The organism is Arthrobacter rhizophilus (genome assembly GCF_026241105.1).
Taxonomy (GTDB): Bacteria; Actinomycetota; Actinomycetes; order Actinomycetales; family Micrococcaceae; genus Arthrobacter.
This window is the reverse complement of record NZ_JAPFFT010000017.1, coordinates 69,324-96,009: the sequence shown is the minus strand read 5'-3', so window position 1 is coordinate 96,009 and position 26,686 is coordinate 69,324. Positions and strand designations below refer to the sequence as shown.

Genomic DNA, 26,686 nt, shown 5'->3' with positions numbered 1-26,686 from the left:
GTGAAGCAAGTTTCAATATAATGAATTCAAGAATGCGACGCTTCAATTGATAGCGACGAACGGCAAGGAGTGAGTCAATGCGAGACCTCATTGGATACGGGGAAAACCCCCCGGTCGTGACCTGGCCAAATGGTGCCAAGGTGGCCATCTCCATGGTCATCAACTACGAGGAAGGCGCGGAGAGCTCCATAGAAGCCGGTGACGAAAGCGATGAAGACGTCACGATTTTCGGGGGCTGGTCTTCAGATCCAAGCCGCCGAAGCTTGATGAAGGAATCCTTCTTTGAATACGGCAGCAGGGTGGGCATCTGGCGTTACCTGGGTTTGCTCCGGGACTACAACGTGCCCGCGACCTTCATGGCCTGTGGTGTCGCCCTGGAGCGAAACCCGGAGGCCGCCCAGGCGATCGTTCGCGATGGACACGAGATTTGTGCGCACGGCTACAAATGGCGGGGAACCGTCGGAATGACTCCGGCCGAGGAACTTGCCGAGATCCGGACCTGCGTGGCGGCGATCGAAGGGGTTTCCGGTGTTCGGCCCGTGGGTTGGTATGTCCGCGAAGGCATTACCGAAAACACCCGCGCGATCCTCAAGGATGAGGGCTTTCTCTATGACTCCAATTCCTATGCGGATGACTTGCCGTACTTCGTCTCCGCCGGAGAGTCCCGCCACCTTGTGGTGCCCTACTCGGGCGACACGAATGACGCGAGGTTTTGGGGCCCTGGAAGCCTCGGCACGGCAGATGACTTCTTCAATGTACTGAAGGACAGCCTCGACTGCCTTCTGATCGAGGGAGAAACCGTGCCCAGGATGATGTCTGTAGGAGTGCACTTGCGCATCGGTGGACGGCCCAGCGTCGCCTTGGGGGTCCGGCGCTTCTTGGAGTATGCCCTTGCACGGAAGGACGTTTGGTTCGCCACGAGGGAGGAAATCGCCCGGTGGTGGATCGCGAATCCGCCTGCTGCCGGCCGACTCGAAGCGGCGTACGAAGGCCGAGCGTGACCACGTCAATACCAGGAGGGAGGACGCCGATGGGCGCGGATATTTCGCAGTTGGTCCACAACGTCAACGATCAGGGCTTCACGGCCCTGGACAAGACGGGCCTCCGCGGACAACGGGACCAAGGCCTCGTGTCCACTCTCATCTCACGTGACCTTAGCGGATCCGACGACTTATGCGTCAGTTGGGGCAGGATTCTCCCCGGCCAGCATCATCTGTGCCATCACCATCCCGATGCCTCCGAGTTCTACGTGGTTATTTCAGGCGAACCCCTCGTCCATCTGGGCGACACCGAGTACCGGGCCAAGCCAGGCGATGCTATTTACATCCCTCGGGGCACTACCCACGGCATCACGAACGACCGCGACGAAGACGTCAACCTTGTTGTCGGCGTCAGCAAACCCGCCGACTGGCTGTTTGTGGCGGACGAGTGATGGCGCCGTCCCCGCTGGTCCGGCAAGTCGGACTTATCACGGCCGAGCCGACCCCCACCCTGTTATCCGTGGTTGCCTACCGGAACCTTGATTTCGTGGTTCTTGACGCGGAGCAGACAACGTTGACCTTGCAGCAATGCGCCGATGCGGTACAGCGGCTGTCGGGGGCCATTACCCGCGTTGCCGTCCGGGTTCCTGACCTCGACGATATGACCTTGGTGGCGTTCGCCAATACGGGGGTGGACGAAATTGTCCTGCCCAGGGTGCGGCGTCCGGAAGAACTTGAGCGCGCCTACCGGGCGACGAGATTTGGGCCTCATGGATCCCGAGCGAAACAGGCTTCGTTCGCCTCGGCGTTTGGGGCGGACTATTCGCTGGAGCCCCGGCTGACCGTGCTTTTTGAGACCGTAGAAGCAGTCGACGCGGTCGAAGGCTTCGTGGCTTTGGAGTGTTTCGACGGCGGCTGGGTTGGCCCCACAGATCTTGCGGGCGAACTGCTGAATCAGGGGAGGCCTGGGGCGGGCGCGCTTGATGAATCCGTCCAGCGCGTGGTAGACGTCCTCGGAGCAGCCGGTCAAAGCGTGGGCCTTCCCGCAGTGGACATTGCCAGTGCTGGCGATGTCCACACCCGGGGCGCCGATCGCGCCGCGGTGTACTGGGAGCGGGAGCTTGCTTCGATGATCGCCCAGTTGGCTGCCGCCGGAGGATCCTGCCAGAATTCTTCGTTTAGTTGACGGTATCTTCGATATACTGATGACGAGCGTTCGACACTGAGGAGCTGTATTGGGAAGCACGGAAGTTGTTAAAGTCGACGACGATGACACCCTGCACCGCAACCTGTGGATCACCCATTTGGGCGCCATGCTCAAGGAACAGCGGGCCGGGCGATTCACGGTGGAAGAATTGGCGGACCGGGCCGGCGTGAGCGCCGGACTGATCAGCCAGATCGAGCGCGGCATCGGAAACCCGTCATTCGCCACGCTCCTTCGCTTGGCCAATTCCCTCGGTGTGCCGCTGGCGAGCATGTTTACCGACCCCAGCGAGACGCAGAACCACATGCTGGTGCGCCGAGCCGATCGACGCCGCATTGAGATCCCTTCCCAAGGAATCGTCATGGAACTGATCGTGCCCGACGCAGACCGCAAGCTTGGCGTCATCAACATGACCATCCCGGCGCATTTTGACGGCGCAGAAGTTCCGCACTCCCATGAGGGCGAGGAGTGCGTTGTAGTCCAGACCGGCACGCTCGTGGCGAGTGTCGGCGGACAGGAATTCACCCTGGGCGAGGGCGACAGCCTGACCTACGACGCAACCCTGCCGCATTGGTGGAGCAACCTCACGGACACCGCGGCGGTCATGGTGGCGATCTCAACGCCGCCGTCGCTGGGTAAGTCGCATTGACGAGCCGCCCACCGGGCCCCTCCTCCCGATTGGGAATGCTCGTGCCGTCGTCGAACTCCAACGCGGAGTCGCTGACAGCTGACATCCTGGCCGGATCTCCCGACGTCGGGGTCCATTACAGCCGATTCCGGCTTCCGGCAGGCCTCGACGACCGCATCGACGCGAAGGTTCTCGGTGAAGCGCCGTCGCTGCTCCGTGACGCCGAGTTGGACGCCATTGCGTTCCACGGAACATCGGGATCTTGGACCGGCCTTGAAGGCGATCGGGCACTCGCCGAATCATTGACGGAGGCCACCGGCGCGCCGGCCACCACTGCGTCCCTGGCTCTTGTGGCCGCACTGGACGCGCTCGACGTCGGCCGGGTCGCCGTCGTTTTTCCCGGCCCCGCGAGCATCATGGCCTTGATCGAACGCGAGTACATGGCCCATGGGCTGGTGGTGGTGCGCTCCTCAGTCCCGGCGATCTCAATGTCCAACCCGGAAATCTCGCGCATGTCCGGCGCCGATATCGACGCTCTGATGAGGCCGGCCTTCGGGCCGGGCGTCGACGCCGTCGTTTGTATTGGGACGAACCTTCGCTCGGCCTATCTGGCGGCCGGGTTCGAATCCGAGTTCGGCGTGCCGGTCGTCGACAGCGCAACAGCCACGCTGTGGCATCTCCTCCGACTGGCCGGAACCGCCCGCCCTATCCCTGGATGGGGTGCGTTGCTCGCTACCGCTTAGGGTTCGACGGCGTTGCTCGCGGCGGCGCCAGGCGCCGGTCGGGTGTTGAGCCACCAAGCGTCGATGATCTGCGAACGCGTCGCAATCCATGCCGAATTCCCGCTGGCGTGGGACAGAAACGTTTCGAGGGCGGCTGCGTAGGCGGGCCGCCCAATCAGGCGCGGGTGGAGGCCCACGTTCATCACGGACGGGCCGGACCGGTTGTCAGTGAGCATCATGTCCAGGGTGCCGCACAGGTGGCGGGCGAACGCGGCGGCTGTGGGGAACTGCGTGAACAGGCCCGAATCGTTGGTATCGCCCGCGTAGGGCAGCACGGGCAGCCCTGTTCCGTCCTTCCCGGTTCCGGGATGGGGCAAGTCGTCGTTGAAGCTATTGGACTCGTACATGAATCCCTCGTCGGCGAGGATGTCCCGGGTGCCTGGGTTGAGTCCGTCGCGGGAGTACCAGCTTGTGGGCATGACGCCGGTGCTCTTCGCGATCGAGTCGCGTGACGCGGTAATGAGCGCGCGTTCCTCGTCGGGAGCGAGCCCGGCGTGCGTGTCCCAGTTGTAACCGTGGTCGGCAATTTCGTGGCCATCCCTGACGAGCGCCGCCGCGATCTGCAGGTTTTGCTCAAGTGCCGTGGCGCAGCAGAAGGCTGTTGCCTTCACCTTGTGGTGCCTCAAAATGCGCAACACACGCCAGATGCCTGCCCTCGATCCGTATTCGAAAGCCGATTCCAGCGTGAGATTACGGACCGTGGGGTGGTCTGGATGCTTGATCCAGTGGGCTCCGAGATCGTCGGCCGGACCTCCGCGGGCGATGCTCCTCTCCGCCCCGTCTTCAACATTAATCACCAGGGACACGGCTACGCGCGCACCTCCGGGCCAGCGGAACTCCGGCGGCTGCTCGCCGTAGCCCACGAAATCACGGTTGGTGGAGGGAACGGACACGGTTGAATCTCCTCTGTGGTTATAGTGAAGAAACTTCGATATCATGAACCTAATCGATAGGGAGTCGAATGTCTACGCTCATTCACGGTGGCACTGTCGTGCCAGGCACGGGCAGTGCGGTGGTCGAATCAGGAACGGTCATCCTGCGCCACGGGCGCGTCGCCGACGTTCTGGAACGTTGGGATCGCGATCAAGCCTTCGACGGCGAGGTGATCGACGCGAGCGGATGCGTTGTGATGCCAGGCCTCATCAATAGCCACGTTCACGGAGTGACTCCGGGTCCCCTCATGCCCAGCGGTGCCCCCGCACTGCCCGACGACGAGTGGCTGGCGAATCTTGATCGCCACCTTCTTGCAGGAACCACCACCGTGCTGAACCTTTGCGGCTTTGCCACCATGGACGACGTCCGCGAAGCGGACCGACGCCATGCGGTCCATGTCCGGGGAGCTACGACGTACTTGCCCGAGGCCGAGCGGGCGGCACGCATGGCTGACGGCCGGGGACTGCCTGCGCAGACTGGCCACACCACGGTGGAAAAGATGCTCGACGACGGCGCGATCGCGATCGGTGAGCTGGGCGGCGGGCAGACCCTTGGCGGGGGAGGGCAGGACCTGAGCTACATCCCTCGCGCCATCGAAAGGGCGAGCGGCGTGCGGGTGCACTCCGCGCAGGCCCGGCGAATGAAGGAGGCCGTGCTTGGCCGGTTCATCGAGTTGGACGCTTGCGATATGGCCGAACTGCGCGCCGCAGCCGTCGAGGCAGGGTTGGAAGGACAAATCGACCTCGTTGAATTGCGGAACATCATCGCAGATTCAGTGTTGCCTTCGGTGGAGCCGGCAATCAACGGCATCCGGGAAGGCGTGCAGGCCGCGCAGCGTTATGGCGTGCCTGCGATTCTGCACAGTGCAGCCGCGACTGCACGGGTCATGCGCGAACTCATGGATGAGACTCGCGGAACCAAAGCGACTGTCATCGCCTCCCACGCCAACCACCCCTCGCACACTCCCGCGGAGGCCCTGGCGCTGGCCAGGCTCGGCAGGGACAACGGTTGGGCTGCCGAGGTTTCCGTTTTTGATCTCCTGCACCGCAAACAGACCGTGACCACGCGGGAGCACTGGGATGTTTTGCTGCAGGAGCCCGGGCTCGTTGAGGTTCTCGCCACCGACTACGGCCACGAGGGTCATCACGATGAAATGATCTCGGCCGTGCAGGATGTCGCCCAACACGGCTACCGATCCCTGGCAGGAGCTGTGGCCATGGCGACGTCCGCGGTAGTCAGGTTGATTCCGGGGATCGCCCCGAATGCCGGTCGGCTTGAGGCGGGGCGGGATGCCGACGTCGTAGTGGCCGGCGCCGAAGACTTCCGGGACGTGCGCTTCGTCTTTATCGGTGGAGCCTGTGTGGTGCGTGACGGTCGGCTGACCGCGGAGGCCCACCGGTGAGCGGGCAGCTGACCCCGGACCAGCGATCGCGTCTCGTCGAGCTGGTTGGCGAGGACATCCTGCAGGAGGACAGTGCCGCCGTCGAACGCTCTTTCAGTGATTTTCAGCAGGGCATGGCCGTCCTGAGGGCCGATTTCGACCCCCAACGTTTGCGCGCAGTACCTGGAGGTGACGCGAATGACTGAGGGATGGGAACTGGGAATTGCTGAGGCATCCGTACTCCTGCGCCGCCGCGAACTCTCTGCCGCGGAACTCGTGGAGTCTGTCATAGGGCGGCTTGAAGCGACAGAAGATTCAGTGCATGCGTGGGCCTACGTGGACCAGCAGGGTGCTCGACGTGGGGCGCTTGCCGCCGACAACAGCGCGCGGCGCGGCGAGTTCCTCGGACCGCTCCACGGGATTCCACTCGGGGTGAAGGACGTCATCGACGTCCGGGGGATGCCAGCCGAAGGCGGTTCCCTGGCGCTCAAGGGCCGCGTCGCTCCCGACGACGCCGGGGTGGTTCGGCATCTGCGGCGGAACGGGGGAGTGATCCTGGGCAAGACAGTCACCCACGAGTTTGCCTTCGGGCAGGGGACTCCGCCATCGAAGAATCCCTGGGGAGCCGAGCGATATGCCGGCGGGTCCAGCGTAGGGTCCGGAGTGGCTGTGGCTGTCGGGAGCGCGCCCGGCACCCTGGGCACGGATACCGGCGGTTCCGTGCGGAATCCGGCATCGGTCAACTGCTTAGTGGGGCTCAAAGCGACGGCCGGACTGATTGACGGGTCGGGCGTCCTCAATGTCAGCCACACGCTGGACCACATTGGCCCGATCACTCGAAGCGTGGCGGATTGCGCGGCGATGCTCCAGGGCATGGTCGGTCCGTCAACACCTGGGCTGCAAGAGAAGACCGTGCTCCCCGAAGTGATGCCTGCGCTGACCCGCTTGGCGGTGGATCGTGGCGCCTGGGCTGAATGGGGAGTCACGCGGGACGTGGCCGCAGTCCTTGAACAGGCCGTGCTCACCCTGGAAGAGCTGGGGGTGGAGATCGTCGACGTGTCCCTTCCTGAACTGAAGATGGCGCTGCCAGCGAGCTTGGCGATTTCCCTGTCCGAATCGGTCGAACACCATCGAGAGTGGCTGGGCAGGAGCGCTGAGCGTTATCTTCAGGGCACCCGCGTGATGATCGAAACCGGCGCCTTGGTCCCACCGGAGGACATCCAACTAGCCCGCCATGTGCGCTCGTATCTTCGATCTTCCTTGCGGACGGCAATGCAAAACGCAGGAATCCAGGCGTTGGTGTCCCCAACGCTGCCGTCTGTCGCGCCGATCGAAGCAGACATGTCCCATTCATTGACCGGCTCAACGGGACAGGATTCCCTCTCCAGCGCGCTCATGATGCTCTCGCCAGCCAACCTCACCGGAATGCCGGGACTGAGCATCCCTTGCGGGTTTGCTGCCGGTCAACCCGTAGGGATGCATTTCCTGGGACGGGAATTCGCCGAGTCGAATCTCTTGGGGATCGCGCACGTCTACGAAAGGAACACCCCGTGGCACGCCAAAGTGCCGGTGCGGGACATCGTGAAGGCGGAAAACGTAAGATCGGCCTGCGTGGAGTACCACGCAGGCCGATCGTGAGACGTCATTTGCTCGTTGGAATTGTGACGCCGGTACCTTCTATGTGGGGATCACATCAGCCGTTGTCGCCGGCAGGCGTCGAGGTGGTCGTGAAGCCGCCAACCTTGTTCGCCTCGATCGCGTACTTGTTCGTGAAGGTGCCGCCGACCGGGATCTTCGAGGTGTCCATGCCGAGCAGCTTCTCCATCGAAGCGATGGTCTTGGGGCCGCCCGCGGGCATGATGCCGTCCGGGAGGAACTGGCCCTTGTCCTGCTCGAGCGCCTTGACGTAGTCCTCTTTCTTGACGTTCTTGTTCTGGACGTAGTCCTGCGGCAGCTTGTCGGCGATGTCTTGGGCCGAGTGAGTCGCGATCCAGTGCATCGTCTCCACAAGCGCGTTGACGACCCGCTGAACGGCGTCCTCATGGGTCTTGACCCAGTCGGCGTTGGCGATGACGCCCGCAGCCGGCCAGGTGCCGCCCACGGCCTTGTTCGCGCCGTCGGTCGTGGCGAGGTCGATCGCCGACTGAGCGATGCCCTGGCCCTCCATCGCGGCGACGGTCGGCTGGGTCGTCATGACGCAGTCAGCCGCACCGGTCTTGATGGCGGCAAGGGCGGTAGCGCCCGCTCCGGCCTTGACGGTGGTGTAGTCCTTGTGCGAGACGCCGGCCTGCGCGGCGATGAACTGAGTCAGCGTGTCGGTGCCGGATCCGAGGTCGGTGACGCCCATCTTCTTGCCCTTGATGTCCGCGCCGGAGTGGACGTTGGCGTTGGGGCTGCACATGATGCGCTCGCCCGGGGCCCCCGAGAGCTGCACGAGGTTGATGATGTTCTTGCCCTTGGATTGGAAGTCGAAGGTGTGGATGTACCAAGCGCCGGACATGTCGACCTGGCCTGATGCCATGGCGTCTTCGGCGCCAACACCGCCGTCGGTCTCGGTCGAGAGCTCCATATTGACGCCGTACTTCTTGTACAGGCCGAGCTGGTCCGCGAGCTTGTACGGCAGGTAGATCTGCTTGTCGATGCCGCCGATCATCATCTTCACGGTGGGCATCGGGCCGGAGCTCGCAGTGCCCCCGCCGCTGGAAGCTGGGGCGCTGCCGCCACATGCCGCGAGACTGAGGGCAACGGCTCCGGTAGCGGCGACGGCAAAGATAGTGCGTTTCATCATTGTTTTACGCATCCTATGTTGATCCCCGAAGGGATGTGGGTGTTTTGGTGGAACAGAATTGCTGGGTGGGAAAGTCTGTTTTCGGCCTTAGATCGACTGGGCCTCGGAGCGGTTCGGTGGACGCCACTTGAGGAGCCGGTGCTCAAGCAGCCCGATGAGGAATTCGGCCCCCAGCGTGATGACCGCAATGATCACCATGCAGGCGAAGACTGTGTCCGGATCGAAGGTGCCCTGGGCTTGGCTGATGATGAGGCCGATACCCTTCTGGGCGCCCAGCACCTCCGCGACGAGGGCACCGATGATCGCGAAGCCGAATGCCGTGTGGAGGCTCGCGATGATCCACGTCATGGCGGACGGGATCGTCACGTGCATCGCCACCTGGAACGGGGAGGCGCCGAGCACCCGCACGTTCGCCACGAGGTTCTGGTCCACTTCGCGGACGCCTTGGAACGCATTGAAGAAGACGACGAAGAACACGAGCACGGCTGCGAGCAGGATCTTCGGGAAGCTCCCGAGGCCGAACGCCACGATGAAGATCGAGCCGAGCACAATACGGGGGATCGAATTCAAGATCCGGATGTACGGCCCGACTACCGCCGAGAGGTACTTGTTTGAGCCCAGGAGGAGGCCGAGCACGACACCGACGAGCGTCCCGAGCACGAAACCGAGGAGCGCCTCCTGGGCCGTGACCCCGAGGTTCTCCCAAATGGTGCCGAATGCGGTTCCCTCTGTGAAGAGCTTGACGAGGGCGTCCCAGATCTGCGTGGGCTGGCCGAAGAAGAACTTGTCGACCCAGCCTTCCTCGGTGAACCACTGCCAGCCGCCAATCACGACGACGGCGAGCATCAGGCGACCTATCCAGATCGCTCTCGTGCGGCGCCGGGCTTTGTTCCGGCCGGCGTTCTTGGCTGCTGTCTCGGTTTCCACTGGCTTCTCGCTCTTGCGCGTTTCATTATGGGTGAGGGTTGTCATGCTGCTGCTGCTCCTGCTGCTCCTGCTGTGCGCGCATAAGCGCGGGTAACCTCGTCCTTCAAGGACTCCCAAATGTGCCCCTGGAGCTCCAGGAAGCGCTCCTCGTGCCGGATCTCCTGGACATTTCCGCGCGGCCTAGGCAGATCGATGTCGAAGACATCCTTGACCGAGCCCGGGCTGCTCGTCATGATGACCACCCGATCGGAGAGCGCCACCGCCTCGTCGAGGTCATGAGTGATGAACAGGACCGAAGGGCGCAGCTCCTCCCAGAGCTTCAGCAGCTCGTTCTGCATGATGGCCTTGGTCTGCACGTCGAGCGCGCCGAACGGCTCGTCCATCAAGAGAATCCGAGGATTGTTGATGAGGGCCGCAGCCATTGCTACGCGCTTGCGCATACCCCCGGACAACTGGTGCGGGTAGCGGTCCTCGAAGCCTGCCAAGCCGACCCGACGCAGCCAGTCCATGGACAGTGCCGTGGCTTCGCGCTTGGGCGTGCCGAGGAGCGTCGGGCCCATCATCACGTTGCCGAGCACGCTCTTCCAGGGGAACAGTGCGTCTGCCTGGAACATGTAGCTCACGCCGTTCGTGATGCCCTCCACCGTCATGCCGCCCACCTTGACGGAGCCTTCGCTCGGGTTTTCCAGGCCCGAGACCTGGGCGAGCGTGGTGGACTTGCCACAGCCGGTCGGTCCGACAATGGAGCAGAACTGGCCCGGTTCCACCCTGAGGGTCACATCACGGATGGCAGTGAATGTCTCGCCTTTGGGCGTGAGATAACGCTTGGTCAACCCGACGATGTCGATACCCGCGCTGTCCTCGGCTCTCTCCAGAGCACCAGGCGGGCGGTGGTGATTGTTGGCTTCCATCTGCAAAGACCTCTCTGTCTTTTGGTTACTGTGTGCGTGATGTGGATCACTGAAACTATGTAGAGCTTAGAAAGTGAAAGGCCGTGCCAGAAGGCTTCAGTAAGTTGTGGGGTTTAACAGCAAAAGTGCAGGTTTTGAGCCTTTATGCACGGCCGTGAATCGCGCGAAGGACGCTCCCTGCTGCATAGTGGCCGTGAACTTTGTCACATAAGCTGCTAGTAGGAAATGAGGAAGAGGATGGCAGTACACATAGAGTTGCGTGGACCGTGAAGGCTTTGCTTGCGCGCTGGAAGGCGCGTCCCCTGGCCTCCCAGATCCTGGTGTGGCTGCTCTGTATCCTCTTCGTCACCGTGACCCTGGGTGCGCTTCTCTACACCCAGATCAGCAACCAGACCCTCGAAGATCAGTACCGGCTCCGGGCGCTGGGGATTGCCACGACAGTGGCACAAATGCCCGAAATCGTGACGTCGCTGGGCAATGGCGACCCGAGCCAATCCATCCAGGCGATCGCCACAAAGGTGCAGGCAGAGGCGCAGCCGGCGTACGTCGTCGTGAGCGACCGTTCGGGGAAGCGATACTCCCACCCGAACCCGGACCTCATTGGCCGAACCCTTGAAGAACCGGTCGCCGTCCTTGACGGGCAGACCCATGTCGGCATCGACAAGGGCAGCCTGGGCGACTCAGTCAACGCCAAGGCGCCGGTGCGCGCGGCGGACGGGACCGTCGTCGGGCAGGTCTCGGTAGGGATCCTGGAGACCACGGAAAGCAGCGAACTTGCCCAGCAGATGTGGCTGATCGCCGGCTATTCAGCAGTGGTGCTCTTGATCAGCGCCACGGGTTCGGCGCTGCTGGCGCGCAGGATCAAGCGGGTCACGTTCGATCTCGAACCGGTGGAGATTGCCTCTCTCTTGCAAGAGCGCGAGGCGCTGCTGCACGGGATCCGGGAGGCGATGATCGGGTTCGACGACGACGGGCGGGTCACCGTTATCAACTCGGAGGCGCGCTCGCTGCTGAATTTGGAAGCCAACGTACTGGGGGAGAAGATCGAGGATCTTCTGCCGCCCGGAAGGCTCCGTTCCCTGCTGACCGGCCAGATCAGTGGAACCGATCAGATCGTGATCACCGAGGACGCTCTGCTGGTGGTGAACCGGATGTCCGTTGCCTTGGCCGGCAGAAGCATAGGTTCTGTGGTGACATTGCGCGACCGTACGGAGGTTGAAGGCCTCGTGCGAGATCTGCGCTCCGTCGAAGGCCTGATGGAGGCCTTGCGCGCCCAGGAGCACGAGTACGCCAACCGCCTCCATGTGGTGGACGGACTTCTGGAACTCGGGGATGTGGACCAGGCGCGGAACTTCGTATCGCGGATTTCGGACACGTCGCGATCGCTTGGCGAGGGCCTGCGCTCGCGGATAGAGCCGCCGGAGCTCGCCGCGCTCTTGCTGGCCAAGACCACCGTGGCTGCTGAACAGGACGTGGATATTTCGGTGACTGACGACTCGCAGCTGCGTCAACCGTTCCTGGAAACGCAAGCGCTGCTCACGATCGTCGGGAACCTCCTGGACAACGCCGTCGAGATCCTTTCGGACCAGCCTGCGCCCCGCGAGGTGACCATCCAGCTGGACGATTCCTCGGGTATCTTCATCTGCGTGACCGACAATGGGCCCGGTGTTCCCGCAGAATTGGTGGGCAAGATTGCAGCCGATGGCTTCACCACCAAGGAACCGCGGCCCGGAATGAGGCGCGGGATAGGCCTTGCGCTGGTGAGCAGGATCGTTCACCGTGCAGGAGGCACTATGGATGTTTTCCCCGGCCCCGGGGGACGCTTTGAAATCTGGTTGCCGGAACCGCACGTGGAAACCGAAAGCCCAGCAATGACAGGAAAATCGATCGAATGATCCGCACCTTGGTAGTGGACGATGACTTCCGCGTAGCGCGCATCCACGCCAGCCGCGTGGCCAAAATCGAGGGGTACGAATGCGTGGGCGAGGCGCACACCGCGGCGGAAGCCAGGGAGGCCGTGCAGCGGCTCAAACCCGACCTGCTTCTCCTGGACGTCTACCTCCCCGACGAAGACGGAATCAGCCTGTTGCGCTCCCTCCAGGGAGCCGGTGAAAAGCTCGACGCCGTCATGATCACTGCCGCACGTGACCTTGAGACCGTGCGGGCTGCTATGCGCGGGGGAGCGGTCTACTACCTCGTCAAGCCGTTCGGCTTTGAGCAACTTCAAACCCAGTTGGAGGCCTATCGGCGCTGGCGGAAGGAGGCGGAGTCCCGGACCATGGCCGATCAGGCGACGGTGGACCAACTGTTCAGCCTCCGCCGAACGGCTGCGCCGGCCCAAGGTCCTCGGCGGCTGCCGCCCACCATGCAAAAAGTCCTTGACATGGTGGTCCACTCCACCGAGCCCTTGGGTGCCTCGGAGATCGCGAGCAGCGTCGGCGTCAGCCGCCCCACGGCCCAGCGTTACCTCAGTGAACTCGAACGGAAGGGGCTCATTGACCTGCATTTGGCCTATGGCGCCACCGGGCGGCCGGTGAATACATACCTGCCGAGGAAGGCTTGAGACCTGGCAGCGGGATATGCTGCTGGCGCGGGGTAGGCTTCGCCGAGTCGGCGTCCCGCGCCATGGTGGGGGACATTTTTTTGGGGGGGGTAGAAAGTGAAGAATTGGAGTCTGGCCTGCGTGGCCGCCGCGGGGGCGGCCCTTTTTCTGGGGGCGGTGCCCGCGGTGGCAGCCCCTTCGGAGGCCCTCGAGGTCCGCGGGGTGCCTGTTGGGGTGGTGGTTGGTTCCGATGGCACCGCGTATGTGGGCGATTACGGCGCGGCTGGCGGGATCCAAGTGATACCGCCCGGAGCGGTCCGGCCCTCCCGGACCATCAGCACGGGAGGCTACACCTCGGGCCTTGCAATGGCCCCGGACGGCACCATGTATGTGGCTGAGCGGGACAATTCCACGAGTCAATACGACCTGGGCGTCATTCCCGCCGGCGCCACCGGTGTCGCAAGGCGAATTCCGGTTTCCCCCGGGAACCACCTGATCGCCGCGGGCCCCGATGGGACGGTCTACGTTCCGAACTCCTCGGAGCACACCGTGTCGGTCATCGCGCCGAAGGGATCGGCCGTGGACCGGACAGTAGCAGTCGGTTCAGGACCGGTGGAAGTCGCAGTCACCAAAGACGGCACCGCATTCGTTGCGAACCAGGCCGAAGGGACGGTCTCGGTCATACCTTCCGGGGCGAACACCGTGTCGCGGACCATTCAGGTCAGCTCAACACCCGGGCACACAGAGAACCCCCACGGGATCGCCGCAGGCCCGGACGGGACAATCTATGTCACCAACATCAGTTCCAATGAGGTCGCTGTCATCAAACCGGGCGCTGACACGGTCGCGTACCGCATCCCGATCTCGGGAGGACCCCAAGAGGCTGCTGTCGGGCAGGACGGAACCCTCTTCGTGGCGACCGTCCAGGACCGCGTGTTGTCCGTCATCCCGCCGGGCGCGACAACCGTGGAATCCTCCATTCCAGTCGATAGGAACTCCGGCCATCTGGCGGTGGCATCGGACGGGACGATCATCGTGACGAGCCCGGGCAACGGTACGGGCAACGGCTCGGTGTCCCGATACGCTCCCGCTGCTGCGGGCGCCGAGGGCTCCGCATCCTCAAAACCGGCGTCAACAATCACCCAGCCCGGGCAACCGGAGCATGCCGCCGGAACACAGTCCGGAGATGGGATTATCGGTCTCTGGAACACAATGACTGCAATCGCGGGCGGCGCCGCGACAGTGGCAATCGCCGTCGCTGTCTTTATCGTGGCCGCGGGACGACGCAAGAGATCCGCCCTTGGTGATAGCGGCAAGCCCCGATCTGCAACCTAGGGGTTTGAGCGCCGGTTGCGCGCTTGGTGCGCCAACTGGATGAAGCCGTAGATGAAGGCGGCCTCGACGAGTGCCATCAATCCCAGCCACAGCAACTCGCCCTTGCCGATAAAGTCGATGGCACCGACCAGGACAAGTATGGTTCCCAGGACCAGCGCGTAGACGGCGAATCCGAAGGCCACGCTTGCGCTGCGCACGCCCGTCTGGAAGCCAAAGCCCAAGGGTTCCCCTCCGGGGTGTCCCTCGACACGATCGTGTCCTGCGGGCGTGAGCCTGTCGAACTCATCCCAAGGATCCAGATCTTGATTGGCCATGTAACCATTATCCCGCGGATGCGGCTGACTTGCTTGAGGGTTCGTTACCGGTGTTAGGCGGCGGCGTCCAAGCTCCGATGGCCGTCACGAAGTCGGCGCCCCCTATATCGTGCGGCTAGGACAGTTCCGATGGTTGCCAGTACCGGGACGGTCAGGACGACGGTACCGGCCGCGATGTTCACCACTGCGACTATCGCGATCCACCAGCACAACACCGCAGTGAAGCCGCAGAGGACCACTACGGATTTGCGATGCGCAGATAGTGCACCGTGTGCCCTCTGGTGTTGCAATTGATTGACGTGTTGTGCCTTATGGGGCGGGGGCCGATGGCGTGCGGCCCTGAGTGTTGCGATAGTTGCCAGGACTGGAATCGCCAGGAAGATGATACCGGCCGCGCTGTTCACGACTCCGGCTATTGCAATCCACCAACACAATGCCGCAGTGAAGCCACTAAGGATGACCAAGGCCGTTCGTGTAGCCGGACGAGGTGGAATCAGCGGTTCGAGATTGCTGCTCACGGTGGCTCCCTGTGCGAAATCCCTGTATGTGCTATTCATCAGAGCACGGATCGAAGGGTTTGACGAGGGGAATTCTGTCCCTTCCGATCGACGGAATTCGCTTGAGGACTCATGTCCGATCCTGGCGCCCCGCGTCATTTTCGGGAAACGTTCGGGAAGGCCATGAACAATGGGGCCATGATGCCCGAAGAACTGACCGCCAGCCCGCGGGTCGAGGACGCCGTAGCAGCCGACGGAAAACAGAAGAACGCAGTCTCCCGAGCCGCCGCCTCGAAGGTCCCAGAGGTCACCCTTTTGTTCTGGGTAGTGAAGATCCTCACCACCGGGATGGGCGAAACGACGTCCGACTTCCTCGTCCACCGGTTCGAACCCGAGATCGCCTTGTCCTTGGGGTTCGCAGCATTGCTGATTTCGTTGGTCTTGCAGTTCTCGGTCCGCCGATACATTCCTTGGGTTTACTGGACCGCCGTCGCGATGGTCAGTGTGTTCGGCACTATGGCTGCCGACGCGGTGCATGTGGGGCTCGGCGTTCCCTACCTGGCGTCGACCCTGTTCTTCGCCGTGGCGCTCGCCGTCGTTTTCGTGCTCTGGCACCAGAGGGAGAAGACTCTCTCCATTCACAGCATCACCACCCGGCGTCGGGAGTCCTTCTACTGGGCTGCGGTGCTGACAACCTTCGCACTCGGCACGGCTACCGGGGACCTGACCGCCTACACGCTGGGCCTCGGCTACCTTGCCTCAGGCATCATGTTCGCAGTTGCTATTGCGGTCCCCGCGCTTGCCCACTTGCGCCGCCTGCTGGCAGCGATCCCGGCCTTTTGGTCCGCGTACATCCTGACCCGGCCATTGGGTGCGTCCTTCGCCGACTGGACCGCCGTTTCCCCTGACCGCGGGGGACTCGATTGGGGCACCGGACCGGTCAGCCTGGTCCTGGCCGTAGCGATAGCCGTCTTGGTCGCGTTCTTGACGATCGCAAGGCGGCGAACCCCCGCGTAGTGCACGTGCGCGTTTCGTACTGTTGTTCGTATGTCCTGACATATTCGCGTTAATTCTGTTTCCGGTTAACCGCGGATTCATGACCCGTGACCCGCTCCTTCACTTTGACCTTGGATGGTGGTTCCTGCATTTGCGGGACTTTTCGAGACGAGATGAAGGAACACCATGACCAACCGCTTCCTAGCAGCGGCCGCCGTCGCCGTAGTTGCAGCCACCGCTGTGACCGGCTGCGCGCAAAGCAGTACCGCATCGGCCCAAAACAATGGCGCCAGCGCATCACCGGACAAGACCGTCACCGTGTTCATCAGTGGGGACACCAACGTCCAGAACCTGTGGGAAAAGAGCCTTGTCCCCGCGTTCGAAAAGGCCAATCCCGGCTACCACGTGAAGGTCACGCTGGATCTGCACGGCGAGCACGACGCCCAGACACTGGCGAAACTGACCAGCGCCACGGAACAGAACAAGGAACCTGACTTTGACCTGGTGGACGGCGGCTTCGTCTCCAAGGCCTCCGCAGCCAACCTGTTGACCTCCGTGAGCTCCCAGACGATTTCGGCCCTGAACGATGTCCCGCAGGACGTCATCAAAGCCGGTGGCACGGGCGGCATCCCGTACCGCGGGTCCGCAGTGCTCCTGGCATATGACACCAAGACTGTCGCCACCCCGCCGAAGACTCTCGACGAACTGCTCGCCTGGATCAAGGCAAACCCGGGCAAGTTCACCTACAACTCGCCCAAGTCCGGAGGATCCGGTGGCGCATTCGTTGCCACGGTTTTGGACAAGTTCGTCCCGGCCGACGCCCGCGCAAAGATGGCCGTCGGTTACGAGAAGGACCTCGAGAAGTACTGGGACCAGGGCTTCGCGGCACTGAAGGACCTCAACTCCTCCGTCTTCCAGAGCGGGGTCTACCCCAACGGCAACCAGCAGACCCTTGACCTGCTTGCCAAGGGACAGATCTCCATGGCCCCCGTCTGGTCGGACCAGTTCATCACCGGCTCGACCAACGGCCAGATTCCGTCCACCGTGAAGGCAACCCAGATCAGCAACCCGTCCTTCACCGGCGGCGCTGCCTACCTCGGCATTCCCAAGTCCTCGCCCCGTCAGGAAGCGGCCCTGAAGCTTGCCAACTTCGTCCTGACGCCGGACGCGCAGTCCATGATCATCAAGGAAATGTCCGGCTTCCCGGCCATCAGCCTGGACAAGCTGCCAGCAGATGTGAAGGAGAAGTTCAAGGACGCAGACACGAACAACCTGCGTAAGGGCTACTTCGACCAGATGGGCAAAGACCTGAACAACCTCTGGGACCAGAAGGTTCCTGGCCAGTGACAACAACGCTGCACAAGCCGGCGGAACTGGAACCTAAGGTTCCGCCGGCTCGCATCGGGCGACCGAAGCGCCTAGGCCAGCGCGCCGTCGGGTTTTTCATGGCCCTCCCGCCGATCTTGCTGATCGCGCTCTTTATCGGCTTCCCGATCGTGCTCGCCTTCGGCTTCAGCATCGGACTGACCGGCGGGTTGAACCACACGATCGCCACCATTGGCCAGAACGTGCACGAGGCGGACGCCTGGTGGGGAACCCTGGCGGCATACCAGGAGATGTTCACCAACAAGCGTTTCCTCGGGGACCTCCTCGTCACGGTCATTGTGACTCTCGTGAGCACTGTAACGGTCCTCTTCCTGGCCCTGGGGATCGGGCTCTACCTCAAGCTCAAGGGTGGCCGAATGGCCCGCCTGCTCTCCGGCCTTGCGATTGTGCCGCTGTTCATCCCGGTGGTCATCGCTTCCTGGGCGATCCTGACCTTCTATTCCGGTACGGGTTTCCTGCGGAGCGTCTTCGCCCTCTTCGGACTCGACTTCCCCGTGTGGGCCTTCACCATGGTCACGGTCATCATCGGCTCGGTGTGGACTTCGCTTCCTTTCGCGGTGCTCATGGTCTCCTCCGGGCTACAGTCCGTGCCAAACGCCATGATCGAAGCAGCCCGCGACGCCGGTGCCGGCTCCCTGCGCACAATCGTCTCGGTGATCGTTCCCATGGCCGCTGTTCCGATCATCATCGCGACGACGTTTACCGCCATCGGAATCGTTGGATCGTTCACGGTCCCTTACTTCACAGGGCCCAATTCGCCGAACATGCTCGGAGTGGACATGTCCAACTACTTCTCTGCCTTCAACCAGCCACAGCAGTCCGCTGTCATGGCCTTCACTGTGTTCCTGATTGCCTCCGGAATTGCCGCGCTTTACGTGTGGGCAAACTTCCGTTCCGCCAAGGAACAGGGGAAAGTCTGATGGCTATCATTACTGATTCCCGCACCGGGCCTGCGTCCCGCACCCGCCGGCCGCTCACGTTGGACTCGATGGTCCGCAGCGCCCTGGTGGTCCTGTTCGTGGTCCTCATGGTGGTTTTCATCCTGGGCCCGTTGCTCTGGCTGGGTGTCCGCGCTTTCGCCGGTAACTGGACGTTTCCCAACCTCCTTCCCGACGATTGGACGCTGCGCTGGTGGCAGGTTGTCATCAACGACGGCGCACTCGGCGTCGCGGTGCAGAACTCCCTGTTCTTCGCTCCGCTGACGGTCCTGGTTTCTGCAATCATTTGTTTGCCTGCGGCCTACGCCTTTGCCCGCTTTGATTTTCCCGGACGCCGGTTCTTCCTGATCAGCCTGTTCGCGACCAACGCCTTCCCCAAGATGGGATTGTTCGTCACCCTCGCGGCGCTGTTCTACGCGTTGAACCTGATGAACACCGTGCTGGGAATCCTGGTGGTGCACGTGTTGGGAACCGTGGTTTTCATGACCTGGATCCCCGCGGCAGCGTTCGCTGCCGTGCCGCGAAACCTGGAGGAAGCAGCCCGCGACGCCGGAGCCTCCAAACTGCGCGTGTTCGCTTCAGTGACGCTCCCCATGGCATTGCCCGGGATCATCGTCGCCGCAGTGATGTCCTTCCTGGCGTCCTTCGACGAAGCGCAAGGAACGTACCTGGTGGGTGCGCCGGCCTTCATGACCATGCCCACCCAGATGTACAGCCTGGTGCTGAACTACCCCACCCAGGTGGCGGCCGTTTTCTCCATTCTGCTGGCCATCCCCTCCGTAGCCCTCATGCTCGCGGCGCACAAGCACATCCTCGGCGGCCAGCTCGCCGAGGGCTTCCAGATCAAATAGCGCCCTGCGCTCAACGTCAGACAGAGACCCCATGACAATTCATGAACCATTGACTGAACCACCGGCCAGCACCACCGAGCCGGGCGCCGCGGCTGGCGGTGGACTGACCATCCGCGGCCTCCACAAGATCCTCGGCGGCCGTACGATCATCGACAACTTGGACCTGTCAGTGAACGAGGGCGAACTCGTGTCCTTGCTGGGCCCCTCCGGCTGCGGCAAGACCACTACGCTGCGGATGATCGCCGGCTTCCTGGAACCCGACGCCGGCTCCATCGAGGTGGAAGGCCAGGAAGTGTCCCACTTGGGCGCGGAGAACCGCCCCAGCGCGATGGTGTTCCAGAACTACGCCCTGTGGCCCCACATGACCGTGGCCAAGAACATCGGCTTCCCGCTGAAGTTGCGCAAGATGTCCAAGGCCGAGATCAATGACCGGGTGGAAACCGTCCTGGAACTGGTCAGCCTGTTGCACCACAAGGATTCCAAGCCGGCGCGCATTTCCGGCGGTGAGCAGCAACGCGTGGCTTTGGCCCGGGCCCTGGTCCAGGAACCGAAGCTCCTGCTCCTTGACGAGCCGCTGAGCAACCTGGACGCGAAACTGCGTGTCAAAGTGCGCGAAGACATCCGCAAGATCCAGCAGGAGTTGGGCATCACCACGGTCATCGTCACGCACGACCAGGAAGAGGCGATGTCCATGTCCGACCGGATCGCCGTCATGAATGCGGGCAGGATCGAGCAATACAGCACCCCGGAGGCCCTCTATGCGCGCCCGGAAACCGAGTTTGTGGCCACTTTCATCGGCAGTATGAACCGCGTGGAGGGCTCGCTCAACAACGGACTCATCTCAGCGGGCGGGGATATCCTAGGGATCCGACCGGAGGACGTCATCCTGCATGACGTGCCGTTCGACGGCGCACTCCCGGCGACGGTTGAAAGGGTTGTCCCCCGCGGACATTTCCAGGAGGTGTACTTGCGCAGGGCAGATGCTCAGCTCCGCAGCTTCGTCACGGGCGAACTCATGCAGCCGGGCCAGCAGACCTACGCGGAGATTCGCAAGGCCATGACCTTCCGGGACGGGCGGCTCGTAGCCGAATCGGGCGCTGCACGTTGAGCCGCATCGCAGCCACCGAAAAGACCCGCGCCACCGCCCACCGTGGTGATTCCAGCAACTTCCTGGAAAACACTCTGCCTGCGATCGCCTCAGCCATCGAAGCGGGCGCGGACCTCGTGGAAGTGGATGTCAGGGTCACGAAGGACGGGCAAGTGATCCTGCTCCACGACGCTTCCCTCCTCAGGATCTGGGGTCTGGACTGCGACGCCGCAGGCGTCGACTATGAGCGGATCAGCCAGTTGGGCGCCGGAGAAGAACGCATCCCGCTGCTCTCCGAAGCCCTCGAACTTTTCCGCGGCAGCCCGTCTACGCTGCTCATCGACATGGACGAGCCGGGCCCTGCCGAGGCGGCTGCCGCCGTCGTACGCGAAAGCGGCGTGGCAGTGTCCTGGTGCGGGAACCTGGACGGAATGCGCACCATCCGCGCACTGGACAAGGATGCCCGGATCTGGCTGCCGTGGAACAAAAGGGTCGCCCCGCCGGAAGACCTGCTGGCCGAACTGAATCCCGAGTTCGTCAATTCCGAATACGTGGTTCTCAGCAAGGACATGGTGGAACAGATTCACTCCGCGGGGGCGAAGGTTTCCTGCTGGACCGTGGATGACTTGGAGTCCATGCGCTGGGCGCTGGGACTTGGCGTGGATTCGATCACCAGCAACCAGCTGGATCTGTTGCAAAGCGCCATCGCCGAAGATCGCGAAGCATGGTCTTCGGCCCAGGCGCCCAAGGCGCTGGCCGGGGACGAGGTTCTCGAGTCCCGGAAAGTCGCCCTGGAACTTGCCGGGTGGGCCGTCGGGTACATGCGCGACGCTGATCGCGGCCAGGTCTCTACCAAGGCGCACCCTGCTGACCTGGTCACGGAAGTGGATGTCGCCGTCGAGCGCTACGTCCGCGAAGTGATTGCTGCCCGCCTTCCCGGCCACACCGTGGTTGGCGAAGAAATGGGCGGAGTCGCCGTGCCCGGCGCACCGTGTTGGTACCTTGATCCGGTCGACGGAACCACTAACTACGTGAACCACATTCCCTGGACGGCGTTCTCGCTTGCCTTGGCTGTGGACCGCAGGCCCGAGGTGGCCGTCGTCGCGGACCCGTGGCGTGGCGAGATTTTCGAAGCCGTGGCTGGCTGGGGTGCCCGCTTGAACGGGCAGCCGCTGTTGCTGGCTCCTGCGGGAGTTTCGCCGGCGCCTTTGGCAGGAACCGTGGTGGCGACGGAACTGGCGGGGCACTTGCCGTGGCCGGGCATGCTGGAGCTTCTTGAGGAGCTTGGCGAGCGGCACAGCATCATGCGGATCATGGGGTCAGCCACCATGACCGTGGTGGGCGTCGCCGCCGGACGCGGTGCGGGAGCCATTATCGGCGGCTTCAGCCCGATCGACCACTTGGCCGCCACGCTTATAGTTCATGAGGCCGGGGGCGTTGTCCTCAACTCCGAGGGTGAGACGGACATGTTCCCCGAACATGGTGGGGTGCTTGCGGTCCGTCCGGAGTATTCCGCCGAGCTATACGAACTGTGGAGGAAAGTAAGTGCCGACGCCGGCAACTGAGACACGCACCCGGCTCGCCGACGCTGTTTCCGGGATTGACCGGCGGAGCCGTTTTGAGTTGCTCGGGGAAGTCCACCTCGACTTCCCGACCCACCACCCGCAGGGCATGGCTTTCGCCAGGGGACTGACATTCCTGTCTTCTGTTGAAATCCTCGATCCGCCGCGCCCTGCGGCTGATCCGGCACTGCGCACTCCCGGGCGGGGGAGCGGGCACGTCTTCGTCCTCGACCCGGACGGCGGGCTGCTACGGGATATCCCCGTGGGCGAGGACACGGTGTACCACCCCGGCGGTATCGATTTCGACGGCGACCATGTGTGGGTCTCAGTGGCCGAATACCGGGCCCGGAGCCGGAGCATCGTCTACACGATCGATCCGGTCAGCTTCGAGGTTCGCGAGCGGTTCCGCGTGGACGACCACATTGGCTGGATCCTCCGTGATCCCGGACTGGACCTCGTCTTCGGTGGAAGCTGGGGTTCCCGGCACTTCTACACCTGGGATACAGAGGGCCGTTTGCTGGACCAGTGGGAGAACCCCGGCCATTTCGTTGACTACCAGGACGCCCAACTCCTTGGTCCCGGACTGTTGCTGTGCAGCGGTATTTCACTGCTGCCTCAGGCTGGTGGCAGCTCGCTTGAACTCGGGGGACTGGCCTTGGTGGAACCACTTCGGCAAAGGATCAGGCGGGACGTCCCCGTCAGCGTGTTCAGCGCTGCCAGTCACGTCATCACCCGCAATCCCGTCACGGTCACCGCGGATGAATCCGGGCTACTGTTTCATGCTGCTCCCGACGACGGTGACGATTCCGGCGGAACACGGATCCTGAGCTACCGGATCATTTAACACAGCCGTGACAGTCCGGAAACGGGTCCTGAACCGGGCGTGGATAGCGTGGCCCCATGATCGTATCCATCATGTCCAAGGTCAGCGCCTGGATCGAGGCAGCCTACTTCTACGATGCTGCCGAACTGGGGGCCTCCGGAGCCACTGAAGCCACCCGGTATGGCTGGCTTCCGGCCCTCAGCGGCGTGGCCATCGCCGACGCCCAGGCCCGGAAAATCCGCGCAGGGGAGTAGCGCAAATGAAGGCGCTTGTGTGCTGAAATAGTTGGAACCAACAACTGCGGCACCTACTCCTTCGATATGGGATGAGCCTTCATGGAAACTGTTCAGGTTTACACCAAGGCCATCCTGAAATCGTGGGTGGATGTTCCGATCCTTCGGACCTATTTTGAATCGGATCTTTCCGAACCCGAAGCGGTAACACTTCTCGAACGGGTTCTTGCCACAATGGACCTGCCTGCTGCCGGGGCCGGCCAGGGCGGTGTCGCACCATACCCCTTGGGCCCCATCGTTGCCATCCACCGGGCGGACTCGACGGCAAGGGCCCGTTCCCTTCTTGAAGCCTGGCCGCCGGCATCGAGGCCGAAGGCGTAACCGGAGCCCTCCGTGCCCTTCCTCGGGAGCACCGGATCGTCGGTCACCCCGATTTGAATATGGCCGGGTACATCGCCGGTGTTCGCTTGATCGGCGAAACAGACCCCGAAGCCATCAACCGACTGATTGTGCCGGTTGAGCTGATGGACGCTCTGATTGACGTGGCCCTGGAATGGTGCCAGCTACCGTCCGGTACCCATTACGTGAGCACTGCCTGGTCGCACGTGAAATGTACGGCTAGCCAGCGCAAAGCAGTCCTCAAAACAGGGTGGGACCCCTACACGGCGAGTTCGCTTGCCTGCGTCAACGGGCCTGACGAAATCAGGAGTGTTGAATTCGGGGATTGGGGGACTGTCCAGTTCGGCCGTATTGATCCGGATCGTCGTTGGGAGCCTGCGGTGGCCGATTTGGCCGACCTGCTGGCGTCCTTGGCTGATCAGATCGAGTACGGGTGCGTCAAGCGGGCCAGGCTAGGAGCTGGAATCTGGCACGGATTCCAGGATCATGACTGGCCTGCGCGGCCACACCTCAGTGATTCCCAATTCGCGACATACTTTTTGGCGCAGCAGGTACCGGATGCTTACGGTGTCCAGGTCCTTGGTCCCGGCCACCGATTGCCGGATCCCCTCGCGCCGTTCTGGACGGTGCAACAGGTAGGGGCCGCATCAACGCTCCTTAAACACCGGGATCTTCCGTCCTGGTTTGAAGATCGGTTGCCCGATCCGAACACCCTCGATGAGGCCCGCAGATCCCTTGGCCCTCTCCTAATAACCACCGAGCAGGTGTTCGCCGCCCGGGGCCTGAGGTAGGCGCGGATTGCTTCGCTTTTATTTCGGAGCTCTCGGACTGGATGGGACGTCCGTCGAAGCTGAGATTTGTGAGCCGTTCCCGCGCCGCGGAGTAGCTGAGACCTCGAGATTCTGGGGTTTTCACGTGGCCAGATGTCTTGTTGAACACACTATTCGTTGCTGGCGTGTACTATGCCCTAAACTGCTTCACTGAGGTGCCTGAAATGGCACTATGCAGCAACGAAAGTGAACCACACCAATGGCTACCGATTACGACGCCCCACGCAAGACCGAAGAAGAGTCTCCCGCCGAATCGCTCGAGGCCCTTCAGGCGTCGCGCGGCTCCGGTGCCCAGACTGCTGTCATCGACGTCGACGAGAACGACACAGCCGAGGGCATTGACCTTCCGGGCGCCGATCTGTCCGGCGAAGAACTGACCGTCATCGTTGTCCCGGAGCAGTCCGATGAATTTACGTGCTCATCGTGCTTCCTGGTCCGTCACCGGTCGCAGATCGCACTGGAAAAGAACGGCCTCAAGTACTGCCGCGACTGCGAAGGCTAAACCCCGCACGTAAAGCAGCCCCGCCCGGGAAGCGCACCAGCTGGGCGGGGCTTTTGCATGCCTGCGGGACCCGATGCCCCTGCGGCGCAGCTGGCCGGTAACCGGCGTCGTGCTCGCCTGAGCCCCTCAGGCAGCCTGCAGTTTGGCGGGTTGGGCGTATTTGAGGGCTTTGGCTTGGTGTCGTAGCTTGCGTCGGTGTTGCCTGGAATGTGGTGGCGCACTTTCGGGGAGCCCTGTTCCTTCCAGTTCGGTTCCTGGCGGCTCGGTTCCGGGCAGGGGCGGGGCTGTTGATCGGTAGTGGTGTCCGGTGGGGGTGCGGATTTCGAAGTTGTGCCGTGTCCCGGGGCGGGTTTTTGCTGTCGGGGTTCGTGCTGTCCACCCTGGGAGTTCTTTGGTGTGGTTGCAGGCTTCGCACAGGCCCGCGCCGTTGGCCAGGCTGGTGGGGCCTTTGTTGTGCCAGGGGATGATGTGGTCGAAGTGCCGGATCGGGGCGTCGCAGTACGGGGTGCGGCAGGTGTCGTCGCGGGCTTGGATGAAGCGCCGCAACCCTGCGGGGAAGAGCCGCGCCCGGGAATCCGCGGCCACGAGTTCCCCGATTCCGGGAGCGGTGTAGAGGCGCCGGAGCCAGAGCTTCAGCTCCCGGGCTTGTCCGGGCACGCCGTGCCCGGGCTCCCCGGGGGCACCCCGTCCTCGCTCGGGCTGGCGGGGTGCGGCGTGCTTGTTCCCGGTTTGGCCGTGTGGCGGCCGGCTGTCTTCGCCTTGGTGGTGGTTCCCGGTGAGCAGGGTCCGGGCCCAGCTGGCGGGGACGATGCCGTACCCGGGCAGGCGTGCGGGTTCGCTGTCGCCTTGGAAGAGGGTGCGGTCGGTCATGACGAGCTGGACTTCGATGCCCGTGATCCCGCCGGGGGTGCCGGTGGTGCGTTCGACCAGGGCGTCGGCCATGATCTGGCCCCGGGTCCGGGTCTCCCCGGCCGAGCGGAGGGTGTCGGCGTGCCGGGACAGGGCCGCGTGCACGGCCACGCCTTGGGCGACGGGAAGCAGGGCGGTGAGGTAGGTCATGGTGTCCGGTGCCGGGCGGAGGCTGACGTGCCGTTCCGTGGCGGCGTGGCTGGCGCGTTGCGTGACGGAGCGGGGGTCCCGCCGGTAGGCTGCGGTCTTGGCGGCGGCGGTGATGGCCCGGTTTCCGGCGCCGTCGAAGGTTCCGGTGTCGGCGGCGAGCTCTTCGTCCACGGCGCGGCGGTCCGCAGCGGTCAGGCAGGCTGTTTCCCTCACGAGCAGGGTGGCGCGCCATTCGTTCAGCTGTCCGGTGTCCAGGGCGGCGAGGGTGTGCGGCATTTCGGTCACGAGGGCTTTCGCGAGTCCGAGGAGCCGGGATCCGCGGGCGGGGGATTCCCGCCGGGCCAGGGCCACCTGCGCGGCGACGCCGCGTCCCTGTTCGTCGGCCGGAATGCCCAGAGCTTTCTCGGCGCTGCGCTGGGCGGCATCGAACGCGATGGCGATCCGGGCCTGGGCACCGGCGACCGCGGACTTGAGATCCTCAAGACCGCGCAACTGGTTTATCAGTTCGGCGCTGTCAGGCAATTCCGTGCTGCCGGCCGATTGCGTGCCGCCGGCTGCTGCCGTGCTGCCGACTCCTGGCCGGAGCGAGTTCACGGCGTCGATCAGATCCTGCACACGGACGCACGGGACGGCAGCATCCGGAACTTGGCTGCCAGAAGGCGCGCCCGCCCCGATCAACTGTTTCCCCCGAATGCCGGCCATGACCAAAGCATTCCAGAGGGGTACGACTTTTTTGGGCGGACAACCATCCGGTCGAAAAAACCCGAAAGATCATCAGGACAGGCCATCGAGCGCCCC

The 26,686-nt window shown here is 63.3% G+C and carries 29 protein-coding genes; 22 read left to right on the top strand and 7 right to left on the bottom strand.

Annotated elements, in window-relative coordinates; genetic code table 11:
* Positions 1 to 77: 77 nt before the first annotated feature.
* From OOZ51_RS14925 to OOZ51_RS14905, 5 genes are read left to right on the top strand one after another with little or no spacing between them, the layout of a single operon-like run.
* Complete coding sequence (locus OOZ51_RS14925) at positions 78 to 1,001, top strand: polysaccharide deacetylase family protein (protein ID WP_265980561.1); 924 nt, start codon at positions 78 to 80, stop codon at positions 999 to 1,001.
* Complete coding sequence (locus tag OOZ51_RS14920) at positions 998 to 1,432, top strand: cupin domain-containing protein (protein WP_265980559.1); 435 nt, start codon at positions 998 to 1,000, stop codon at positions 1,430 to 1,432. Before OOZ51_RS14925 ends, OOZ51_RS14920 begins: the two co-directional genes overlap by 4 nt.
* Positions 1,432 to 2,166, top strand: a complete 735-nt coding sequence (locus tag OOZ51_RS14915; protein ID WP_265980557.1) for an aldolase/citrate lyase family protein — start codon at positions 1,432 to 1,434, stop codon at positions 2,164 to 2,166. The genes OOZ51_RS14920 and OOZ51_RS14915 overlap by 1 nt, the downstream gene beginning before the upstream one ends.
* A 49-nt stretch (positions 2,167 to 2,215) precedes the next feature.
* Entirely contained in the window at positions 2,216 to 2,833 is a 618-nt protein-coding gene (locus tag OOZ51_RS14910) for a helix-turn-helix domain-containing protein (RefSeq protein ID WP_059388278.1), read from the top strand.
* Positions 2,834 to 2,874: 41 nt separating this feature from the next.
* Positions 2,875 to 3,555 (top strand): maleate cis-trans isomerase family protein, encoded by a 681-nt coding sequence (locus tag OOZ51_RS14905; protein WP_265980551.1) that lies wholly within the window; start codon positions 2,875 to 2,877, stop codon positions 3,553 to 3,555.
* On the opposite strand, the gene OOZ51_RS14900 is transcribed toward OOZ51_RS14905, so the two are convergent.
* Positions 3,552 to 4,487: a polysaccharide deacetylase family protein gene (locus OOZ51_RS14900; protein ID WP_265980549.1), complete on the bottom strand. Its 936-nt coding sequence runs from the start codon at positions 4,485 to 4,487 to the stop codon at positions 3,552 to 3,554. The two genes, OOZ51_RS14905 and OOZ51_RS14900, sit on opposite strands and share 4 nt — an antisense overlap.
* Positions 4,488 to 4,555: 68 nt before the next feature.
* Between OOZ51_RS14900 and OOZ51_RS14895 the strand changes: the two genes are divergently transcribed.
* Genes OOZ51_RS14895 through OOZ51_RS14885 form a run of 3 tightly spaced genes read left to right on the top strand, consistent with a single transcriptional unit; the run spans position 4,556 to position 7,546 of the window.
* Positions 4,556 to 5,929: an amidohydrolase family protein gene (locus tag OOZ51_RS14895; RefSeq protein WP_265980547.1), complete on the top strand. Its 1,374-nt coding sequence runs from the start codon at positions 4,556 to 4,558 to the stop codon at positions 5,927 to 5,929.
* Positions 5,926 to 6,114 (top strand): hypothetical protein, encoded by a 189-nt coding sequence (locus tag OOZ51_RS14890; protein WP_265980545.1) that lies wholly within the window; start codon positions 5,926 to 5,928, stop codon positions 6,112 to 6,114. The genes OOZ51_RS14895 and OOZ51_RS14890 overlap by 4 nt, the downstream gene beginning before the upstream one ends.
* A complete protein-coding gene (locus tag OOZ51_RS14885; protein WP_265980543.1) occupies positions 6,107 to 7,546 on the top strand; it encodes an amidase in 1,440 nt (479 codons plus the stop codon). The genes OOZ51_RS14890 and OOZ51_RS14885 overlap by 8 nt, the downstream gene beginning before the upstream one ends.
* 55 nt (positions 7,547 to 7,601) lie before the next feature.
* Here OOZ51_RS14885 and OOZ51_RS14880 read toward each other — a convergent pair whose 3' ends face one another.
* The 3 genes from OOZ51_RS14880 to OOZ51_RS14870 all read right to left on the bottom strand — a co-directional run bounded on the left by OOZ51_RS14880 (position 7,602) and on the right by OOZ51_RS14870 (position 10,534).
* Positions 7,602 to 8,696 (bottom strand): ABC transporter substrate-binding protein, encoded by a 1,095-nt coding sequence (locus OOZ51_RS14880; RefSeq protein ID WP_265980541.1) that lies wholly within the window; start codon positions 8,694 to 8,696, stop codon positions 7,602 to 7,604.
* An 87-nt stretch (positions 8,697 to 8,783) separates the two neighbouring features.
* Positions 8,784 to 9,668: an ABC transporter permease gene (locus tag OOZ51_RS14875; RefSeq protein WP_265980539.1), complete on the bottom strand. Its 885-nt coding sequence runs from the start codon at positions 9,666 to 9,668 to the stop codon at positions 8,784 to 8,786.
* A complete protein-coding gene (locus OOZ51_RS14870; RefSeq protein WP_265980537.1) occupies positions 9,665 to 10,534 on the bottom strand; it encodes an ABC transporter ATP-binding protein in 870 nt (289 codons plus the stop codon). The genes OOZ51_RS14875 and OOZ51_RS14870 overlap by 4 nt, the downstream gene beginning before the upstream one ends.
* 266 nt (positions 10,535 to 10,800) lie before the next feature.
* On the opposite strand from OOZ51_RS14870, the gene OOZ51_RS14865 reads away from it, so the two are divergent.
* The 3 genes from OOZ51_RS14865 (at position 10,801) to OOZ51_RS14855 (ending at position 14,411) form a co-directional block, all read left to right on the top strand.
* Positions 10,801 to 12,429, top strand: coding sequence for an ATP-binding protein (locus OOZ51_RS14865; protein WP_265980535.1), 1,629 nt, complete (start codon positions 10,801 to 10,803; stop codon positions 12,427 to 12,429).
* On the top strand, positions 12,426 to 13,097 hold the full coding sequence (locus tag OOZ51_RS14860; RefSeq protein ID WP_265980533.1) for a response regulator: 672 nt from the start codon (positions 12,426 to 12,428) through the stop codon (positions 13,095 to 13,097). The genes OOZ51_RS14865 and OOZ51_RS14860 overlap by 4 nt, the downstream gene beginning before the upstream one ends.
* 96 nt (positions 13,098 to 13,193) lie before the next feature.
* Entirely contained in the window at positions 13,194 to 14,411 is a 1,218-nt protein-coding gene (locus tag OOZ51_RS14855; protein WP_265980531.1) for a virginiamycin B lyase family protein, read from the top strand.
* Here OOZ51_RS14855 and OOZ51_RS14850 read toward each other — a convergent pair.
* The gene (locus OOZ51_RS14850) at positions 14,408 to 14,725 is read right to left on the bottom strand and encodes a hypothetical protein (RefSeq protein ID WP_265980529.1); all 318 of its coding nucleotides are present in this window, start codon (positions 14,723 to 14,725) and stop codon (positions 14,408 to 14,410) included. The two genes, OOZ51_RS14855 and OOZ51_RS14850, sit on opposite strands and share 4 nt — an antisense overlap.
* Positions 14,726 to 14,778: 53 nt before the next feature.
* Positions 14,779 to 15,243, bottom strand: a complete 465-nt coding sequence (locus OOZ51_RS14845) for a hypothetical protein (RefSeq protein ID WP_265980527.1) — start codon at positions 15,241 to 15,243, stop codon at positions 14,779 to 14,781.
* Positions 15,244 to 15,420: 177 nt separating this feature from the next.
* On the opposite strand from OOZ51_RS14845, the gene OOZ51_RS14840 reads away from it, so the two are divergent.
* From OOZ51_RS14840 to OOZ51_RS14790, 11 genes are all read left to right on the top strand, one after another.
* Entirely contained in the window at positions 15,421 to 16,239 is an 819-nt protein-coding gene (locus tag OOZ51_RS14840; protein WP_265980526.1) for a COG4705 family protein, read from the top strand.
* A 165-nt stretch (positions 16,240 to 16,404) separates the two neighbouring features.
* On the top strand, positions 16,405 to 17,565 hold the full coding sequence (locus tag OOZ51_RS14835; protein ID WP_265980524.1) for an extracellular solute-binding protein: 1,161 nt from the start codon (positions 16,405 to 16,407) through the stop codon (positions 17,563 to 17,565).
* Positions 17,562 to 18,524 (top strand): ABC transporter permease, encoded by a 963-nt coding sequence (locus OOZ51_RS14830; protein ID WP_265980522.1) that lies wholly within the window; start codon positions 17,562 to 17,564, stop codon positions 18,522 to 18,524. The genes OOZ51_RS14835 and OOZ51_RS14830 overlap by 4 nt, the downstream gene beginning before the upstream one ends.
* Positions 18,524 to 19,393 carry an ABC transporter permease gene (locus OOZ51_RS14825; protein ID WP_265980520.1) on the top strand — a complete coding sequence of 290 codons (870 nt, stop codon included), beginning with the start codon at positions 18,524 to 18,526 and terminating at the stop codon, positions 19,391 to 19,393. The genes OOZ51_RS14830 and OOZ51_RS14825 overlap by 1 nt, the downstream gene beginning before the upstream one ends.
* Positions 19,394 to 19,424: 31 nt before the next feature.
* Positions 19,425 to 20,501 (top strand): ABC transporter ATP-binding protein, encoded by a 1,077-nt coding sequence (locus tag OOZ51_RS14820; RefSeq protein ID WP_265980518.1) that lies wholly within the window; start codon positions 19,425 to 19,427, stop codon positions 20,499 to 20,501.
* A complete protein-coding gene (locus OOZ51_RS14815) occupies positions 20,498 to 22,045 on the top strand; it encodes an inositol monophosphatase family protein (RefSeq protein WP_265980517.1) in 1,548 nt (515 codons plus the stop codon). The genes OOZ51_RS14820 and OOZ51_RS14815 overlap by 4 nt, the downstream gene beginning before the upstream one ends.
* The gene (locus OOZ51_RS14810) at positions 22,026 to 22,886 is read left to right on the top strand and encodes a DUF6454 family protein (protein WP_265980516.1); all 861 of its coding nucleotides are present in this window, start codon (positions 22,026 to 22,028) and stop codon (positions 22,884 to 22,886) included. Before OOZ51_RS14815 ends, OOZ51_RS14810 begins: the two co-directional genes overlap by 20 nt.
* A 56-nt stretch (positions 22,887 to 22,942) precedes the next feature.
* Positions 22,943 to 23,119: a hypothetical protein gene (locus tag OOZ51_RS14805; RefSeq protein ID WP_265980515.1), complete on the top strand. Its 177-nt coding sequence runs from the start codon at positions 22,943 to 22,945 to the stop codon at positions 23,117 to 23,119.
* Between the two features lie 81 nt (positions 23,120 to 23,200).
* Positions 23,201 to 23,479 carry a hypothetical protein gene (locus OOZ51_RS14800; RefSeq protein ID WP_265980514.1) on the top strand — a complete coding sequence of 93 codons (279 nt, stop codon included), beginning with the start codon at positions 23,201 to 23,203 and terminating at the stop codon, positions 23,477 to 23,479.
* A gap of 59 nt (positions 23,480 to 23,538) precedes the next feature.
* Entirely contained in the window at positions 23,539 to 24,288 is a 750-nt protein-coding gene (locus OOZ51_RS14795) for a hypothetical protein (protein WP_265980513.1), read from the top strand.
* Positions 24,289 to 24,526: 238 nt separating this feature from the next.
* A complete protein-coding gene (locus tag OOZ51_RS14790; protein WP_028266109.1) occupies positions 24,527 to 24,829 on the top strand; it encodes a DUF4193 domain-containing protein in 303 nt (100 codons plus the stop codon).
* A 126-nt stretch (positions 24,830 to 24,955) separates the two neighbouring features.
* Here OOZ51_RS14790 and OOZ51_RS14785 read toward each other — a convergent pair whose 3' ends face one another.
* The gene (locus OOZ51_RS14785; RefSeq protein ID WP_265980512.1) at positions 24,956 to 26,590 is read right to left on the bottom strand and encodes an HNH endonuclease; all 1,635 of its coding nucleotides are present in this window, start codon (positions 26,588 to 26,590) and stop codon (positions 24,956 to 24,958) included.
* Between the last annotated feature and the right edge of the window lie 96 nt (positions 26,591 to 26,686).